The sequence below is a fragment of the Acidovorax sp. GBBC 1281 genome (genome assembly GCF_028473645.1).
Lineage (GTDB): Bacteria > Pseudomonadota > Gammaproteobacteria > Burkholderiales > Burkholderiaceae_C > Paracidovorax.
In genome coordinates this window covers 774,088-790,893 of the sequence record NZ_CP097269.1, presented here as the reverse complement: position 1 = coordinate 790,893, position 16,806 = coordinate 774,088, and the positions used below count along the sequence as shown (strand labels likewise).

14 protein-coding genes and 1 riboswitch are annotated in these 16,806 nt (G+C 69.1%); of the genes, 3 read left to right on the top strand and 11 right to left on the bottom strand.

The genetic code is table 11. The annotated features are described in order from the left end of the window. The first annotated feature begins 16 nt into the window (after positions 1 to 16). A complete protein-coding gene (ruvC, locus tag M5C96_RS03610; protein WP_272567228.1) occupies positions 17 to 565 on the top strand; it encodes a crossover junction endodeoxyribonuclease RuvC in 549 nt (182 codons plus the stop codon). A 52-nt stretch (positions 566 to 617) separates the two neighbouring features. Here ruvC and M5C96_RS03605 read toward each other — a convergent pair whose 3' ends face one another. Beyond that, complete coding sequence (locus M5C96_RS03605; protein WP_336297879.1) at positions 618 to 1,190, bottom strand: RcnB family protein; 573 nt, start codon at positions 1,188 to 1,190, stop codon at positions 618 to 620. A gap of 230 nt (positions 1,191 to 1,420) precedes the next feature. Between M5C96_RS03605 and M5C96_RS03600 the strand changes: the two genes are divergently transcribed. Continuing rightward, the gene (locus M5C96_RS03600) at positions 1,421 to 2,515 is read left to right on the top strand and encodes an IS630 family transposase (RefSeq protein WP_272563777.1); all 1,095 of its coding nucleotides are present in this window, start codon (positions 1,421 to 1,423) and stop codon (positions 2,513 to 2,515) included. Positions 2,516 to 2,540: 25 nt separating this feature from the next. Here the strand turns inward: M5C96_RS03600 and M5C96_RS03595 are convergent, their stop codons facing one another. Continuing rightward, positions 2,541 to 4,205, bottom strand: a complete 1,665-nt coding sequence (locus M5C96_RS03595; protein ID WP_272567226.1) for a methyl-accepting chemotaxis protein — start codon at positions 4,203 to 4,205, stop codon at positions 2,541 to 2,543. Between the two features lie 274 nt (positions 4,206 to 4,479). On the opposite strand from M5C96_RS03595, the gene M5C96_RS03590 reads away from it, so the two are divergent. After that, positions 4,480 to 6,186 carry a methyl-accepting chemotaxis protein gene (locus M5C96_RS03590; RefSeq protein WP_272567225.1) on the top strand — a complete coding sequence of 569 codons (1,707 nt, stop codon included), beginning with the start codon at positions 4,480 to 4,482 and terminating at the stop codon, positions 6,184 to 6,186. Between the two features lie 60 nt (positions 6,187 to 6,246). On the opposite strand, the gene thiC is transcribed toward M5C96_RS03590, so the two are convergent. From thiC to murG, 9 genes are all read right to left on the bottom strand, one after another. Next, positions 6,247 to 8,109, bottom strand: a complete 1,863-nt coding sequence (gene thiC / locus M5C96_RS03585; protein ID WP_272567223.1) for a phosphomethylpyrimidine synthase ThiC — start codon at positions 8,107 to 8,109, stop codon at positions 6,247 to 6,249. A 116-nt stretch (positions 8,110 to 8,225) separates the two neighbouring features. Next, a riboswitch (TPP riboswitch) is annotated at positions 8,226 to 8,349 on the bottom strand. Between the two features lie 45 nt (positions 8,350 to 8,394). Further along, positions 8,395 to 8,571: a hypothetical protein gene (locus M5C96_RS03580; protein ID WP_272567221.1), complete on the bottom strand. Its 177-nt coding sequence runs from the start codon at positions 8,569 to 8,571 to the stop codon at positions 8,395 to 8,397. A gap of 22 nt (positions 8,572 to 8,593) precedes the next feature. After that, positions 8,594 to 9,517, bottom strand: coding sequence for a UDP-3-O-acyl-N-acetylglucosamine deacetylase (gene lpxC, locus M5C96_RS03575; protein ID WP_272567220.1), 924 nt, complete (start codon positions 9,515 to 9,517; stop codon positions 8,594 to 8,596). Positions 9,518 to 9,662: 145 nt separating this feature from the next. Further along, positions 9,663 to 10,889, bottom strand: a complete 1,227-nt coding sequence (gene ftsZ / locus M5C96_RS03570; protein WP_272567219.1) for a cell division protein FtsZ — start codon at positions 10,887 to 10,889, stop codon at positions 9,663 to 9,665. A 171-nt stretch (positions 10,890 to 11,060) separates the two neighbouring features. Next, positions 11,061 to 12,290, bottom strand: a complete 1,230-nt coding sequence (gene ftsA / locus M5C96_RS03565; protein WP_092741824.1) for a cell division protein FtsA — start codon at positions 12,288 to 12,290, stop codon at positions 11,061 to 11,063. A gap of 16 nt (positions 12,291 to 12,306) precedes the next feature. Beyond that, positions 12,307 to 13,161 carry a cell division protein FtsQ/DivIB gene (locus M5C96_RS03560; protein ID WP_272567217.1) on the bottom strand — a complete coding sequence of 285 codons (855 nt, stop codon included), beginning with the start codon at positions 13,159 to 13,161 and terminating at the stop codon, positions 12,307 to 12,309. After that, a complete protein-coding gene (locus tag M5C96_RS03555) occupies positions 13,158 to 14,183 on the bottom strand; it encodes a D-alanine--D-alanine ligase (RefSeq protein ID WP_272567216.1) in 1,026 nt (341 codons plus the stop codon). The genes M5C96_RS03560 and M5C96_RS03555 overlap by 4 nt, the downstream gene beginning before the upstream one ends. Then, the gene (murC, locus tag M5C96_RS03550; protein WP_272567214.1) at positions 14,180 to 15,613 is read right to left on the bottom strand and encodes a UDP-N-acetylmuramate--L-alanine ligase; all 1,434 of its coding nucleotides are present in this window, start codon (positions 15,611 to 15,613) and stop codon (positions 14,180 to 14,182) included. Before murC ends, M5C96_RS03555 begins: the two co-directional genes overlap by 4 nt. Beyond that, positions 15,610 to 16,674 (bottom strand): undecaprenyldiphospho-muramoylpentapeptide beta-N-acetylglucosaminyltransferase, encoded by a 1,065-nt coding sequence (murG, locus tag M5C96_RS03545; RefSeq protein ID WP_272567213.1) that lies wholly within the window; start codon positions 16,672 to 16,674, stop codon positions 15,610 to 15,612. The genes murC and murG overlap by 4 nt, the downstream gene beginning before the upstream one ends. Positions 16,675 to 16,806 lie beyond the last annotated feature (132 nt).

Genomic DNA, 16,806 nt, shown 5'->3' with positions numbered 1-16,806 from the left:
ATGAATAAGTGAGCACATGCGAATCCTGGGAATCGACCCCGGCCTGCAGACCACCGGCTTCGGCGTGGTGGATGTGGACGGCCACGCGCTGAGCTACGTCGCGAGCGGCACGATCCGCACCACGGCGCTCGCACTGGGCAACCTGCCGGGCCGGCTCAAGGTGCTGTTCGACGGCATCACCGAGGTGGTGGCGCGCTACCAGCCCGACGTGGCCACGGTGGAAATCGTCTTCGTGAACGTGAACCCCCAGTCCACCCTGCTGCTGGGCCAGGCGCGGGGCGCCTGCATCACCGCGCTGGTGGCCAGCGACCTGCCGGTGGCCGAGTACACCGCGCTGCAGATGAAGAAGGCCGTGGTCGGCCACGGCCGGGCCGCCAAGACCCAGGTGCAGGAGATGGTGCGACGGCTGCTGCACCTGCCGGGCCTGCCCGGCTCCGACGCGGCCGATGCGCTGGGCATGGCCATCACCCACGCGCATGCGGGGGCGGCCATGGCGCGCCTGGGCGAGGCAGCCACGCTCAACCGGCGCCAGCACGCCATGTACAAGGGCGGCCGCAGCTACTGACCGGCGGGGTGCGCCGGCATCGGGCCCCTCGGCCCAGGTGCAGGCCAGCGGCCTACTGGAAGACGATCTGCGCGATCACCCCGGTGCCGATGGCGATGAGCAGGTAGTCCGGCCCGTTCTGCACCCAGTGGTATCCCCGCGGCGGGGGCGCCAGGTGGTGGTGGCGCCAGTTGTTCACCACGTAATGGTGCGAGCGGTACATGGGCGGCACGCGGCTGCCGCGGTACCAGTTGTGCTGCGGGCCGACGCCGCGCCGGCCGTGCATCTGCGGATGGCCGGGGTGCACCATCGGCGGTCCGGGCCGGTACACCGGGCCGCCGTGGTAGGCCTGCGGCGGCGGGCCCGGGTGGCGGTAGGCCGGCGGGCCACGGCGGTCGTCGTGCCGGCCGCCGTGGCGCTGGCCATGGCGCTGCTCATGCCGGTCGTCGCGCGGCTGGGCTTCGGCGCCCAGCGATGCGGCGCCCAGGAGGACGGCCACGCACGCGGCGGCCAGGCCCTGCAGGCGGCGGGGTGTGGGAGCGGTCGAAGCGGTGATGGGGGTTCCCGCGGCGGCAGCGCGGCCGGGGAAGGAATGCAGGGTCGAAGCGTCTCGCGACATTTCCAGCCTTTCGAAAAGGTTGAACATGCCCGCATGGTGCCGCAATTTGCCGGGGCCCGGTCCCGGGGCGGCCCTGCTTTACCGGAGGTTTTCCCGCGGTTGCCACAGGTTTGCACACGCTGCACACCGGCAACGAAATGCATCCGCAGAGGCATGCACGGCTTGAATGGGCAGGCGGCGCAGGGCACTAGTGTCCTGTCCCGTTAATTCGCAGGCACGATAGCTGCATGGTTTCGGGCCATCCTTGAGGTGCCGCCATGCCCAATGCAACGACCCGAACAGAAATTGCGCTTAGTGAAGTGGAGCGCGCGGAACTGACGTCCATGGCGCGATCACGTTCGCTGCCAGCGGCGTTGTCGCTCAGGGCGCGCATCGTGCTGACTTGCGAAGGCACAGATAAAGCCAGCACCGCGGTTGCGCAGGCTCTGGGGATCAGTCGTAGCACTGTCACCAAGTGGCGCGGGCGCTATGCGCGCCATCGCATTGCAGGGCTTTACGACGAGTTGCGCCCGGGTCGCCCCCGCACGGTAGATGACGAGCGTGTTGCTGAGTTGATTACCAAGACGTTGCACACCAAGCCTGCTGATGGGGGTACCCACTGGAGCACCCGCACGCTGGCCGCCGATACGGGCATCAGCAAGAGCACGGTGGCGCGCTATCTGCAGACCTTCAACCTCAAGCCGCACCGGGCCGACAGCTTCAAGCTGTCGACCGATCCGCTGTTCATCGAGAAGCTGCGCGACGTTGTGGGGCTGTACCTGAACCCACCTGACAACGCGCTGGTGCTGTGCGTGGACGAGAAGAGCCAATGCCAAGCTTTGGAGCGTACGCAGCCGATGCTGCCAATGGGGTTTGGCTATGTCGAAGGTGTCACGCACGACTACGTGCGCCACGGCACCACCACCTTGTTCGCGGCCCTGAACGTGATGAATGGCCAAGTGATCGCGCAGTGCCGGCCCCGGCATCGTCATCAAGAGTTCCTTGCCTTCCTGCGCGCCATCGACAAGGCAGTGCCCGACGAACTGGATGTGCACTGCATAGCTGATAACTACGCCAGCCACAAGCATCCAAAGGTGCGCGCTTGGTTGGCCGAGCGGCCTCGCTGGCACATGCACTTCGTTCCGACCTATTCAAGCTGGCTCAATCAGGTCGAGCGCTTCTTCTCGATCATCACCACGCGGGCAATCCGCCGTGGCTCGTTCACCAGCGTGAAGGATCTGATCAACAAGATCGACACATTCATCGCGAATTACAACCAGTCCTGCCAGCCGTTTACTTGGACAGCTACAGCAGACTCCATCCTCGAAAAACTCGCCAGACTATGCGGGCGAATTAACGGGACAGGACACTAGCCTGCCCCGCCCCCATCGACGGCACTCAGCGCAGCTGCAGCGCCTTGGCTTGCGCCACAGCGGGCGGCAACCCGCTGGCAGGGTGGGCAGGGGCACGCGCGGCGATCCGGCCCGCCGGGGCGGTTTCGGCGGCATCGCTCAGCTTGAACTGGCTCACGGCCTGGGTGAGCTGGTTGGCCTGGTCGCGCAACGATTCCGATGCGGCGGTGGACTCCTCCACCAGCGCGGCGTTCTGCTGCGTCATCTGGTCGAGCTGGCTCACCGACTGGCTGATCTGCCCGATGTTGTCGCTTTGCTCGGACGACGCGGCCGTGATCTCGGAAATGATGTCCGACACCCGGCGCACGCTGCCCACGATCTCGTTCATGGTCGCCCCGGCCTCGCTCACCAGTCGCGAGCCGTCTTCCACGCGGTCCACCGACGAGCCGATGAGGCCCTTGATCTCCTTGGCTGCTTCGGCGCTGCGCTGCGCCAGGCTGCGCACCTCACTGGCCACCACGGCGAAGCCCCGGCCCTGCTCGCCGGCGCGAGCGGCTTCCACCGCGGCGTTCAGCGCCAGGATGTTGGTCTGGAAGGCGATGGAATCGATCACGCCGGTGATGTCGGCGATCTTGCGCGAGCTGTCGGTGATCTGCCCCATGGTGCTGACCACCTGCGACACCACGGCGCCGCCGCGCGCGGCCACCTCGGCCGCGGTGGTGGCGAATTCGCTCGCCTGGCGCGCGGACTGCGCGCTCTGCTGCACGGTGCTGGTGAGCAGCTCCATGGACGACGCGGTTTCTTCCAGGTTGGCGGCCGTCTGCTCGGTGCGCTGGCTCAGGTCGTGGTTGCCCGAGGCGATCTCGGTGCTGGCCGTCGAGATGCTGCCCGACGCTTCCTGCACCTGCCGCACCAGTCCGCGCAGCGAATCCTGCATGCGGCCCATGGCGGTCACCAACTGGCCCACCTCGTCCTGCTGCGTGGCATGCACCTCGTGCGACAGATCGCCGCTGGCGATGCGCTCGGCCAGATCGCGCGCCTGGGCCAGCGATTGCGTGATGGAGCGCACGCTGAAGAAGGTCAACGGAATGAGCACCGCCAGCCCCAGCAGGAGCCCGCCGCCGATCGCGGCCGACATGAAGGCCGTGCGCGCCTCCACGCCCTGGCGCGCCTCCTCCATCTGCTGGCGCGCGGTGGTGGCCAGGCTGGCGAACAGCTGGTCAGTGGCCTCCATGTGCTGCTTGAGGCGGTCGGCATAGGCGCCGCCCCCAGCCCCGTCGATCTGCGCGCGCTCGATCTGCTCGAAGATGGGCGAGATGCCGGCCTCGTACTGCTTGATCTCGGCGAGCGACTTGTCGATGCCCTCGACGAAGGCGGCATCCCCCGCCTGGGCCTGCCGCACGTCGGCCAGGCTCTTGCGCAGCGCGGCGAGCGTCTTGCCCCAGCTGTCGCGCAGGGCCGACACCTCGACCGAGTTGTTGAAGTTGATGATGATGTCCTTCTCGGCCCGGCGCAGATTCCCCAGTGTGGTGCGCAGTTCGGCCATATCGGTCAGGGTCTGCACGCGCTGCGAAAACAGCACCTGCAACGTGTCCCGCGTACGGTCCAGGGCGAGATAGCCCATGGCACCGATGACGACGAGGAGCACCAAGGAAAAGATCGTCCCGAAATACAGGCGGGTGCGAATCGACAGGCGGCCCAGAGCGTTCATGGCTCTCCTCTACAAAATGTTACTTGAGCGTTAGCAATAACCACGCCACCAAAAAAACACGGCCTCGTGGGCCGCATCGGCGATCACTATATGCGGCGCCCTGCCAATAGCCGACGGGGTATTCACCGAGGGGCCAACACGCGGCGCCATGCCCTCACACCGTGCAGTGGAAAACAAATTGTCACAAATGGAGGGCAAAGTCACTGCCATCGCGACCGCGCCGGCGCGCGCCTTCCTGCCCCGCCATGGCGCCCGCCACACCTTCGGACTCCACATGGCACACCCCTTCACTGCATCTCCCACGTCCCACGAATCCCCTGCCCCCACTGCCGCCCGGCCGGGCACCGGCTCACTGAGCCAGCGCCTGCTGACTGTCTTTCTCGCCGTCCTGGCGCTGAGCCTGGTGGGCTCGGCCATCGGCATCTGGTCGCTGCACCACATCGGCCGCGCCACGGACGCCATGGTGCAGCGCAGCGTCGCGACCGAGCGCCTGGTGGCCGATGCGTACCGGCTGCAGGCCATCAACGCCGAGCGCTACAAGGCCGTGGCCCTGAGTTCCGAACCCGAGGTGGGCGAGATCCTCGGCGCCGACATCGCGCGCACCCAGCAGCAGTACGACGCGCTGGTCGCCCAACTGGCCCGGCGGCTCGAAGGCACCGAGAACATGCAGCAGGTGGCGCAGGTGCGCACCATGGGCGCCACCTTCCTGGCCGCGCGGACGGAGCTGGTGGCCGCGCGCGATTCGGGCCTCACCGAGCGCATCCGCAAGGTCTACGGTGAACGCTTCCTGCCCTCGGCCACGGCGCTGCTCCAGGCGCTCGAAGCGCTCTCGCAGTCGCAGCGGCAGGACATCGACGAAGCGGCGGCGCAGGTCGCGCGCCTGAGCGGCATGGCGCGCTGGGCGCTGGTGGCCTTCGGCGCGCTGTCGCTGGCCCTGGGCACCCTGCTGGCGCTGTGGCTGGTGCGCAGCATCACCCGCCCGATCGCCATCGCCAGCGCCACGGCGGACCGCGTGGCCGGGCTGGACCTGCGCCAGGACATCGCCGGCCACGAACGCGACGAGACCGGCCGCATGCTCACCTCGCTGTCGGTGATGCAGGGCGCGCTGCGCAGCCTGGTGCACCGCGTGCAGACCCTGGGGCAGAGCATCAGCGCCGCCTCGACCGACATCGCGGGCGGCAACGCCGACCTGTCCAACCGCACCGAGGAGGCCGCCGCGCGGCTGCAGGAAACCGCGGCCTCGCTGGAGCAGGTCACCCGCCGCGTGGCGGATGCGGCGGCGTCCGCCGAGCGCACGGAAGCCCTAGCTTCGCAGGCCGCCAGCGTGGCGCAGGAAGGCAGCGGCGTGGTCACGCAGGTCGTGGACACCATGGACCGCATCGCCACGGGCTCGCGCCGCATCGCCGACATCACCGGCGTGATCGACTCCATCGCCTTCCAGACGAACATCCTGGCACTGAACGCCGCCGTGGAGGCCGCACGCGCCGGCGACCAGGGCCGGGGCTTCGCCGTGGTGGCGTCCGAAGTGCGCAGCCTGGCCAACCGCTCGGCCGAGGCCGCCAAGGAGATCAAGGCGCTGATCGCCGAGTCCGTGCAGCAGGTGGCCTCGGGCGCCAGCCTGGCCGGGCACGCCGGCCGCACGATGGAGCGCGTGGTCTCCACCATCCAGCACACGGCGCAGACCATGGGCGAGATCCGCAGCCACACCCGGTCGCAGAACCAGGACATCGCGGCCATCCACGCCGCCATGTCGCGGCTGGACGAGATGACGCAGCAGAACGCGGCGCTGGTGGAGCAGTCGGCCGCCGCGGCGGAAAGCCTGCGCGGGCAGGCGCACGACCTGTCGTCGGTGATCAGCCGCTTCGCGCTGCCGCATTCCTCGGCGGCCAGCGAATCGGCGGAACGCCTCTCCGCGCCCGTGCCGGCGCCTTTGCCCGCAACGGTCCCTGCGGTGCGGGCCCTGCGCCTGGGCCACGCCTGAGGTCCGCCAGGGCACGCCGCCGCCTTGCCAGGCGGCGCGCCCTGCGCCCATGAAGGGCGATCAGCCCACCGGCTGGATCGGCACGTACAGCTCGCCGCCCGTGCCGCGGAACTCCACCGCCTTTTCCTGCAGGCCCTTGGCGGCGAACTCGCGCACCTCCTGCGTGATCTTCATCGAGCAGAACTTGGGGCCGCACATCGAGCAGAAGTGGGCGACCTTGGCGCTGTCTTTCGGCAGCGTTTCGTCGTGGTATTCCTGGGCCGTCTCGGGGTCGAGGCCCAGGTTGAACTGGTCCTGCCAGCGGAAATCGAAACGCGCCTGGGAGAGCGCGTCGTCGCGCGCGCGGGCGCCGGGGTGGCCCTTGGCCACGTCGGCGGCGTGCGCGGCGATCTTGTAGGCGATGATGCCCTGCTTGACGTCGTCGCGGTCGGGCAGGCCCAGGTGCTCCTTGGGCGTCACGTAGCACAGCATGGCCGTGCCCATCCAGCCGATCATGGCCGCGCCGATGGCGCTGGCGATGTGGTCGTAGCCCGGGGCGATGTCGATGGTCAGCGGGCCCAGCGTGTAGAACGGCGCTTCGTGGCAGGTCTTGAGCTGCTCGGTCATGTTGGCCTGGATCATGTGCATGGGCACGTGGCCGGGGCCCTCGATCATGGTCTGCACATCGTGCTTCCAGGCGGTCTGGGTGAGTTCGCCCAGCGTGTGCAGTTCGGCGAACTGCGCCTCGTCGTTGGCATCGGACGCGCAGCCGGGCCGCAGGCCATCGCCCAGGCTGAACGACACGTCGTACGCCTTCATGATGTCGCAGATGTCCTCGAAGTGCTCGTACAGGAAGCTCTCCTTGTGGTGCGCCATGCACCACTTGGCCATGATGGAGCCGCCGCGCGAGACGATGCCGGTGCGGCGCTGGGCCGTGAGGTGGATGTAGGCCAGCCGCACGCCCGCGTGGATGGTGAAGTAGTCCACGCCCTGCTCGGCCTGCTCGATGAGCGTGTCGCGGAAGATGGCCCAGGTCAGGTCTTCGGCCACGCCGCCGACCTTCTCCAGCGCCTGGTAGATGGGCACCGTGCCGATCGGCACCGGCGAGTTGCGCACGATCCAGTCCCGCGTGGTGTGGATGGCCTTGCCGGTGGACAAATCCATCACGTTGTCGGCGCCCCAGCGGATGGCCCACACCAGCTTTTCCACTTCTTCCTCGATGCTGGAGGTGACGGCCGAGTTGCCGATGTTGGCGTTGATCTTGACCTTGAAGTTGCGCCCGATCGCCATCGGCTCCACCTCGGGGTGGTTGATGTTGGCGGGAATGATCGCGCGGCCGCGGGCCACTTCATCGCGCACGAACTCGGGCGTGATGATCTTCGGGATGCTCGCGCCCATGGGGTTGCCCATCAGGCGCTGCTCGCGGCCCGCATCCTGCATGTACTGCGCCATCCATTCGCGGCGGCCGTTCTCGCGGATGGCCACGTATTCCATCTCGGGCGTGACGATGCCGCGGCGCGCGTAGTGCATCTGCGTCACGTTGGCGCCGCTCTTGGCGCGCAGCGGCTGGCGCTGCAGCGCGGCGGCCTCGGCCCGCAGCTGGGCCAGGCGGGCGGCGTCCTCGCTCTTTTGGCCATCGTCCAGCGCCACGGGCGGGCGGCCTTCGTAGTGCTCCACATCGCCGCGCGCCGTGATCCACCCGCCGCGAACGCTGGCCAGGCCCTGGCGCACGTCGATCACGGCCTCGGGGTCGGTGTAGGGGCCGGAGGTGTCGTACACGCTGACCTGCTCGCCGTTGGTGAGCGCGATGTCGCGCACCGGCACGCGCAGGTCCGCGTGCGTGTGGCCGGGCAAGTAGGCCTTGCGCGATGCGGGAAAGGGCGCGCGGGTGAGCGCGAGCAGTTCGGCGAATTTTTCGCGGGCGAGGGGTTCGGGTGCGTTCATGGGGCAGGTCTCCTGTTTCCGGGGGCGGTGGGGCTGCTCCGGAAATGGACCTGTGCCTGGAACGCAGGCGCAGGGCGCCTGGTGAAGCGGTGCGTGCCACGCGGGTGCGGGCACGGTCACGGGAGGTCGGCTCTTCTTCCGCCGGCATGAACCGGATCAAGTTCGTCGGGTTCGCAAGCCAGCCTGACATTCGTCAGGCCGCCCGCATCTCAGCGCATCAGCACACCCCGGAGCAGGCGCCAGTATAGGCCAGCCCCCTCGCCCGCCGCCATCCCTCCGTGTCGGTCAGGCGATGCGCCCCAGGATGAGCACGGCGAAGAACACGAAGCCGGCGATCACCGTCCACTTCAGGATGATGAGCCCCCAGCGCTTGTAGCGCGCCTGCCCCGTGCCCACGTAGAACGCGAACGACACCGCTGCCATGAGCAGCAGCAGGGTGGCGATCCAGCGAAAGATCAGCATGCCGCGAAGCCCCTGCGCCGCCCTACCACGCGGCCACCGGCTGCGCGAAGCCGGCGGGCGCCTGGCGCTCGTTGTCGAACGTGGCGATTTCCCAGGCGTCCTCTTGCGCGAGCAGTTCGCGCAGCAGCAGGTTGTTCATCGCGTGGCCTGAGCGGAACGCGCTGTAGGCCGCCAGCAGCGGCTTGCCGACGAGGTACAGGTCGCCGATGGCATCGAGGATCTTGTGCTTCACGAACTCGTCGTCGTAGCGCAGGCCGTCGCTGTTGAGCACCTTGTAGTCGTCCATGACGATGGCGTTGTCCAGCCCGCCGCCCAGCGCCAGGCCGCTGGCGCGCATCATCTCGACGTCCTTGGTGAAGCCGAACGTGCGCGCCCGCGCGATGTCTCGGGTGTAGTTGCCGGAGCCGAGGTCGAACTCCACGCTCTGTCCGGTGGAATCGACCGCCGGGTGGGCGAAGTCGATCTCGAAGCGCAGCTTGTAGCCGTGGTACGGGTCGAGCCGTGCCCACTTCGTGCTCGGGCCCGTGCCCTCGCGCACCTCGACCGGGCGCGTCACGCGGATGAAGCGCTTGGGCGCCTTCTGCAGCTCCACGCCGGCGCTCTGCAGCAGGAACACGAACGAGGCGGAGGATCCGTCGAGGATGGGCACCTCTTCGGCGGTGATGTCGATGTACAGGTTGTCCAGCCCCAGGCCCGCGCAGGCCGACATCAGGTGCTCGACCGTGTGCACCTTCGCGCCGCCCACGCCGATGGTGGAGGCCATGCGCGTGTCCACCACGGCCATGGCGGTGATGGGAATGTCCACCGGCTCGGGCAGGTCCACCCGGCGGAACACGATGCCCGTGTCGGGCTGGGCGGGACGCAGCGTCAATTCGACGCGCTGGCCGCTGTGCAGGCCCACGCCGACGGCGCGGGTCAGGGTCTTGATCGTGCGTTGCTGGAGCATCGGTCGATTTTAGAGGGGGAGGCCCCATCATGGGGCATCGCTGCCGCTATGGGGGCAATAGGCCCACGCGCGCAAGAAAAAACCGCCAGCCCCTTGCGGAACATGGCGGTGTTGTGAACAAGAAAGGCCCGCAGGGCCTTCCCCGTCAGTCGGCCTGCTTGCGCAGGAACGCGGGGATTTCCAGGTCGTCCATGCCGCCCGAGGACAGCGCGTCCACGCGGGCGGCCGCCTGCGTGCGGTTGGTGCGCCACACGCTGGGCACCGACATGTTGCCGTAGTCCGCCTGGGCGGTGCCGCCACCGACCAGGCCCGCGCCCAGCGTCGCGCCGGACATGGGCATCTGGTAGGCCACGTTGTCCGTGCCGGTGCGCAGGCCGCCCTGCACCACCGAGATGGGCTGGCGGCGTGCGTTCTGGCGCGACAGGCCGGTGGCCACCACGGTGACGCGGATCTCTTCGCCCAGGCTGTCGTCGTAGGCGGCGCCGTAGATCACGTGCGCGTCCGGCGAGGCGTAGGCATTGATGGTGCTCATGGCCAGGCGCGACTCGGACAGCTTCAGGCTGCCCTTGGCGGCCGTCACCAGCACCAGCACGCCCTTGGCGCCCGACAGGTCGATGCCTTCCAGCAGCGGGCAGGCCACGGCCTGCTCGGCGGCGATGCGGGCGCGGTCGGGGCCGGCCGCCGTGGCCGTGCCCATCATGGCCTTGCCGGGCTCGCCCATCACGGTGCGCACGTCTTCGAAGTCGACGTTGACGTGGCCGTATTCGTTGATGATTTCGGCGATGCCGCCCACGGCGTTCTTGAGCACGTCGTTGGCGTGCGCGAAGGCCTCGTCCTGGGTGATGTCGTCGCCCAGCACTTCCAGCAGCTTCTCGTTGAGCACGACGATCAGCGAATCGACGTTGGCTTCCAGCTCGGCCAGGCCGTTGTCGGCATTGGCCATGCGGCGGCCGCCTTCCCAGTCGAAGGGCTTGGTGACCACGCCCACGGTGAGGATGCCCATCTCCTTGGCCACGCGCGCGATCACGGGGGCCGCGCCGGTGCCCGTGCCGCCGCCCATGCCGGCGGTGATGAACAGCATGTGCGCGCCGGTGATGGCGCTGCGGATGTCTTCCACGGCCGCTTCGGCGGCGTCGCGGCCCTTGTCGGGCTTGCTGCCCGCGCCCAGGCCGCTGCCGCCCAGCTGGATGGTGCGGTGCGCGGGGCTGCGCGTGAGGGCCTGCGCGTCGGTGTTGGCGCAGACGAACTCCACGCCCTGCACATTGCGCGCGATCATGTGGGCGACGGCATTGCCGCCGCCGCCGCCGACACCGATCACCTTGATCTGGGTGCCCTGATTGAATTCTTCGGCTTCGATCATTTCGATGGTCATGGTGGGTGCTCCTAGTCTTTCACGTGAATTGCATGGGGCCAAAACGGCTGGATGGTTGGAATCGGGTGGGACGCGGCCCGGGGCACGAAAGGGGGGCCGGTGCCCCGCCATCGTTGCCAGAACAGCGCATCGGGGCCGGCGCGAGCGAGCCAGTGCTGAGGGGACAACATGTCAGAAGTTCCCCACGATGAAATCTTTGAAGCGGCCGAACGCGGTCTTCACCGAGCCGCTCTTTTGCGCCACCTTGAAGCCGCGCAGGCGCGCAAGGCGCGCCTCTTCCAGCAGGCCCATGACGGTGGCGGCGCGCGGCTGGGCGATCATGTCGGCCAGCGCGCTCGAATACTTGGGAATGCCCCGTCGCACGGGCTTCAGAAAGATGTCCTCGCCCAGCTCGACCATGCCCGGCATGATGGCGCTGCCGCCCGTGAGCACGATGCCCGAGGACAGCACCTCTTCGTAGCCCGACTCGCGGATGACCTGCTGCACGAGCGAGAAGATCTCTTCCACGCGCGGCTCGATCACGCCGGCCAGCGCCTGCTTGCTGAGCATGCGCGGGCTGCGGTCGCCCAGGCCCGGCACCTCCACCTGCGCCTCGGGATCGGCCAGCAGCTGCTTGGCATAGCCGCTTTCGACCTTGATGTCCTCGGCGTCCTTGGTGGGCGTGCGCAGCGCCATGGCGATGTCGCTGGTGATGAGGTCGCCCGCGATCGGGATCACGGCAGTGTGGCGGATCGCGCCGCCGGTAAAGATCGCCACGTCGGTCGTGCCCGCACCGATGTCCACCACCGCCACGCCCAGCTCGCGCTCGTCGTCGGTCAGCACGGCCTGGCTGGAGGCGAGCGGGTTCAGCATGAGCTGCTCCACCTCGAGCCCGCAGCGGCGCACGCACTTGATGATGTTCTCGGCCGCGCTCTGCGCGCCGGTCACGATGTGGATCTTGGCCTCCAGGCGGATGCCGCTCATGCCGATGGGCTCCTTCACATCCTGCCCGTCGATCACGAATTCCTGCGGCTCCACCAGCAGCAGGCGCTGGTCGCTGGAGATGTTGATGGCCTTGGCCGTCTCCACCACGCGCGCCACGTCGGCCTGGGTGACTTCCTTGTCCTTGACCGCCACCATGCCGCTCGAATTGAGCCCGCGGATGTGGCTGCCGGTGATGCCGGTGTACACGCGCTGGATCTTGCAGTCGGCCATCAGCTCGGCCTCTTTCAACGCCTGCTGGATGCTCTGCACGGTGGCGTCGATGTTCACCACCACGCCGCGCTTCAGGCCGTTGCTGGGCGCCACGCCCAGCCCGGCCAGCTTGAGTTCGCCATTGGGCAGCACCTCGGCCACCACCGCCATCACCTTGGCGGTGCCGATGTCCAGCCCCACGACCACGTCTTTGTATTCTCTTGCCATATTCTGTGTCCTGCCCTCAGTGGTTCTGCCCTGTTGTTCTGGCGGGGCGCGCGCGCTGCGGTGCAGTGCGCGCGGGGGCCCGGGCGGCCGCCTTGGGGGCGTCGCCATTGACCGTGGTCACCCCGCGCAGCCGCAGCGCATAGCCGTCGGCGTGGCGCAGGTCGGCCGATTCGAGTGCGTCCGCGCGCCGCCCGTACTGGCCCGCCACGCGCGCCAGCGTGCGCACGAAGCGCTGCGTGCGCTGCACCACGTCCTGCGGCGTGCCGCCGCCCAGTTCCACCACGGCGCCGCTGTCCAGCGTGGCGCGCCAGCCGCCTCGGCCGGTGAGCTCCAGTGCATCGACCTTGGTGTCCAGCGGCTCGAAGACCGGCTGCAGGCGGTGGTACATCTGCAGCACCTCCAGCGACTGGCCCTGCGGGCCCTGCAGGCGGGGCAGGTCGTCCGCGTCCAGGTCGTCGCCGTTGGCCTCGAACACCTCGCCCTGGCTGTTGACCAGGGTGGAGCCCTCTTCGGCGCCCCAGTAGGCCGCGGCGTCGTGCTCCTGCAGCTCCACGCGCAGGCTGTTGGGAAACTCGCGCCGCACCATCGCGTGGCGCACCCAGGGCACCTGCTCGAACGCCTCGCGCACGGCGCGCAGATCCACGGTGAAGAAATTGCCCACCAGGTGCGGCCCGACGTTGGCCCGCAGCGTGACGGCGTTGTTGTGCACCAGCTCGCCCTGCACCACGATGCGCCCGATCGCGAACGCCGGATGGCGCAGCATCCACGAGCCGCCCACCACCAGCACGAACGCGGCGCAGCCCACGAACAGGACCGTGGCGGTCAGGTTCATGAGCTTGACGTCGAGCGGTGCGGGCAGCGAGGCGGTCATGCGGCTCCTGAGGTTCCCGTGGGGGTGGCGTGGACGGTGACGCCGGCGCCGGCATGGCCCTGCAGCCCGTCGAGCGAGGCGCTCGCCAGGATGCGCAGGCACAGCGCCTCATAGCTCACACCGCTGGCGCGGGCCGACATGGGCACCAGCGAATGGCCGGTCATGCCGGGCGAGGTGTTGATCTCCAGCAGGAAGGGCTTGCGGTCGCTGGCGCGGATCATGATGTCGGCGCGCGCCCAGCCTCGGCACTGCAGCGTGCGGAAGGCCTCGACCACGAGGCGCTGGATCTCACGCTCCTCGGCCTCGGGCAGGCCGCTCGGGCAGTGGTACTGAGTAACGTCGGTGAAGTACTTGTTCTGGTAGTCGTAGTTGCCGGCCGGCGCCACGATGCGGATCACCGGCAGCGCATGCGCATCCGCCCCCTGGCCCAGCACCGGGCAGGTGGTCTCGTCGCCTTCGATGAATTCCTCGCACAGCACTTCGGGGTCGTAGCGGGAGGCCAGCAGGTAGGCCTGTTCGCACTGCCCGGGCGAGGTCACCTTGGTCAGGCCGATGGTGGAGCCCTCGCGCGAGGGCTTGACGATCATCGGCGCGCCCAGCGCCTGCAGCGCCTGCGCGGTCGCGGCGGCGCTCGACACCAGGCGCCAGTCCGGCGTGGGCAGCCCCTCGAAGCGCCAGATGCGTTTGGTCATGATCTTGTCCATCGCGATGCTGGACGCCATCACGCCGGGGCCGGTGTACGGAATGCCGAGCAGCTCGAGCGCGCCCTGCACCGTGCCGTCCTCGCCATGGCGGCCGTGCAGGGCGATGAAGCAGCGCGCATAGCCGCCGTGCCGCAGCTCGGACAGGTCGGTCTGCGACGGGTCGAACGCGTGCGCGTCCACGCCGCGGGCGCGCAGCGCCTGCAGCACGCCGCCGCCGGACATCAGCGAGACCTCGCGCTCGGCGGACGAGCCGCCCATCAGCACCGCGACCTTGCCCAGGGCGCGCACGTCGATGGCAGGGGTGTCTTCGTGGCTCATCGCGCGACCTCCGCCAACGCTGGCGCTTCTTCTTTCTGCAGCATTTCCACCACCTTCGCCGGCACGGCGCCGATGGAGCCCGCGCCCATGCACAGCACCACGTCGCCGTCCCGGGCGTTGTCCACGATCGCCTGCGCGAGCAGGGCCACGTCGTCCACGAACACCGGCTCGACCTTGCCCGCCACGCGCAGGGCGCGCGTGAGCGAGCGGCCGTCGGCGGCGACGATGGGCGCCTCGCCGGCGGCATACACCTCGGTCAGCAGCACGGCGTCCGCACTGCCCATGACCTTCACGAAATCCTCGAAGCAGTCGCGCGTGCGGCTGTAGCGGTGCGGCTGGAACGCCAGCACCAGGCGCCGGCCCGGGAAGGCGCCGCGCGCCGCGGCCAGCGTGGCCGTCATCTCGACCGGGTGGTGGCCGTAGTCCTCGATCAGCGCGAACCTGCCACCGCCCGGCGCGGCGATGTCGCCGTAGCGCTGAAAGCGCCGGCCCACGCCCTTGAACTGGGCGAGGGCGCGCAGCAGCGCGTCGTCGGGAATGTTCAGCTCCACCGCCACCGCGATGGCCGACAGGGCGTTCAGCACGTTGTGCTCGCCCGCCAGGTTCAGCACCACGTCGATGTCGGGCAGCGTGACGCCGTTGCGCCGCTGCACGCGAAAACGCATCTGGCCCGCATCGGCCCGCACGTCCACTGCGCGCACCTGGGCGTCTTCGGAGAAGCCGTAGCTCGTCACCGGGCAGGTCACGTCGGCCAGGATGTCGCGGATGGCCGGGTTGTCCACGCACAGGATCGCCGTGCCGTAGAACGGCATGCGGTGCAGGAACTCGACGAACGCGCCCTTGAGGCGGCCGAAGTCGTGCCCGTAGGTTTCCATGTGGTCGGCGTCGATGTTCGTCACCACGGCCATCACGGGCAGCAGGTTGAGGAACGAGGCGTCGGACTCGTCCGCCTCCACCACGATGTAGTCGCCGCTGCCCAGCTTGGCATTGGCGCCCGCGCTGTTGAGCCGCCCGCCGATCACGAAGGTCGGGTCGAGCCCGGCCTCGGCCAGCACGCTGGTCACCAGGCTGGTGGTGGTGGTCTTGCCGTGCGTGCCGGCGATGGCGATGCCGCGCTTCAGGCGCATCAGCTCGGCCAGCATCAGCGCGCGCGGCACCACGGGAATCTTTTTTTCGCGGGCGGCCAGCACCTCGGGGTTGTCGGCCTGCACCGCCGTGGAGGTGACCACTGCATCCGCCCCCTCGATGTGCGCGGCCGCATGGCCCACGCAGGTACGGATGCCCAGCGCCTGCAGGCGGCGCAGGGTGGCGCTGTCGGACAGATCCGAGCCCGAAATGCCGTAGCCCAGGTTGAACAGCACCTCGGCGATGCCGCACATGCCGGCGCCGCCCAGGCCGACGAAATGGATGTGGCGAATGGCGTGCTTCATGCCAGCTCCTCGCAGGCAGTCACCACTTCGCGGGTGGCGTTGATCTTTTGCATGTTTTTGGCTTTCCGAGCAATATCCACTAGGGCATTGCGCTCTGAATTTTGTAGCAACTGTGCCAGCCACTCGGGGGTGAGGTCGCGCTGCGGCACGAGCCACCCGCCACCGGCGTCCACGAGGAAGCGGGCATTGGCGGTCTGGTGATCGTCCACCGCGTGGGGGAAGGGCACGAACACCGCCGCCGCGCCCACGGCGGCGATCTCGGTGACGGTGCTGGCGCCCGCACGGCAGACGATGAGGTCCGCGTCGGCGAACGCCGCCGCGGTGTCGTCGATGAACGGCGTGAGCGTGGCCTGCACGCCCGCCTTCGCGTAGTGCTCGCGCAGCGCATCGATCTGCGCTGCGCCGCTCTGGTGGGTGACGACGGGCCGGCGGTCCGCCGGAATCAGCGCCAGGGCCTGCGGCACGATCTCGTTGAGCGCGCGGGCGCCCAGGCTGCCGCCCACGACCAGGAGGCGCAGCGGCCCCGTGCGGCCGGCGAAGCGCTCGGCCGGCGCGGGCTGCTGCGTGAAGGCGGTGCGCAGCGGGTTGCCCACCCACTGGGCCTTCTTGAGCACCCCGGGAAAGGCCGTGAAGATACGGTCGGCCACGCCGGCCAGAACCTTGTTCACGAGGCCGGCCACCGAGTTCTGTTCGTGCAGCACCAGCGGCTTGCCCAACAGCACGGCCATCATCCCGCCCGGAAACGTGACATAGCCGCCCAGGCCCACGACCACGTCGGGGCGCACGCGGCGCACCACGGCCAGCGACTGCCAGAAGGCGCGCAGCAGGCGCAGCGGCAGCAAGGCCAGCGTGAGCAGCCCCTTGCCGCGCACGCCGGAAAAATCGATGGGCTCGAACGCGAACCCGCGCGGCGGCACCAGGCGCGACTCCATGCTGCCGGGCGTTCCCAGCCAGTGCACGCGCCAGCCGCGCGTGCGCAGCTCCTCGGCCACGGCCAGGCCCGGGAAGATGTGGCCACCGGTGCCGCCGGCCATGATGAGCGCGGTTTTGGGTGCGCTCATACGCGTCCACCCCGCACCGTGCGCTGCGCGCCCGGCATGGCTGGCGCCATGCAGTGCCTGTTTTGTTGAAACAAGCACCTCATACGCGGCCTCCGCGCATCGCGCGCTGCGCGCCCGGCATGGCTGACGCCA

Coding starts and splice junctions, on each gene's coding strand:
- ruvC (WP_272567228.1), top strand. CDS start 17: ATGCGAATCCTGGGAATCGACCCCGGCCTGCAGACCACCGGCTTCGGC.
- M5C96_RS03605 (WP_336297879.1), bottom strand. CDS start 1,190: ATGTTCAACCTTTTCGAAAGGCTGGAAATGTCGCGAGACGCTTCGACC.
- M5C96_RS03600 (WP_272563777.1), top strand. CDS start 1,421: ATGCCCAATGCAACGACCCGAACAGAAATTGCGCTTAGTGAAGTGGAG.
- M5C96_RS03595 (WP_272567226.1), bottom strand. CDS start 4,205: ATGAACGCTCTGGGCCGCCTGTCGATTCGCACCCGCCTGTATTTCGGG.
- M5C96_RS03590 (WP_272567225.1), top strand. CDS start 4,480: ATGGCACACCCCTTCACTGCATCTCCCACGTCCCACGAATCCCCTGCC.
- thiC (WP_272567223.1), bottom strand. CDS start 8,109: ATGAACGCACCCGAACCCCTCGCCCGCGAAAAATTCGCCGAACTGCTC.
- M5C96_RS03580 (WP_272567221.1), bottom strand. CDS start 8,571: ATGCTGATCTTTCGCTGGATCGCCACCCTGCTGCTGCTCATGGCAGCG.
- lpxC (WP_272567220.1), bottom strand. CDS start 9,517: ATGCTCCAGCAACGCACGATCAAGACCCTGACCCGCGCCGTCGGCGTG.
- ftsZ (WP_272567219.1), bottom strand. CDS start 10,889: ATGACCATCGAAATGATCGAAGCCGAAGAATTCAATCAGGGCACCCAG.
- ftsA (WP_092741824.1), bottom strand. CDS start 12,290: ATGGCAAGAGAATACAAAGACGTGGTCGTGGGGCTGGACATCGGCACC.
- M5C96_RS03560 (WP_272567217.1), bottom strand. CDS start 13,161: ATGACCGCCTCGCTGCCCGCACCGCTCGACGTCAAGCTCATGAACCTG.
- M5C96_RS03555 (WP_272567216.1), bottom strand. CDS start 14,183: ATGAGCCACGAAGACACCCCTGCCATCGACGTGCGCGCCCTGGGCAAG.
- murC (WP_272567214.1), bottom strand. CDS start 15,613: ATGAAGCACGCCATTCGCCACATCCATTTCGTCGGCCTGGGCGGCGCC.
- murG (WP_272567213.1), bottom strand. CDS start 16,674: ATGAGCGCACCCAAAACCGCGCTCATCATGGCCGGCGGCACCGGTGGC.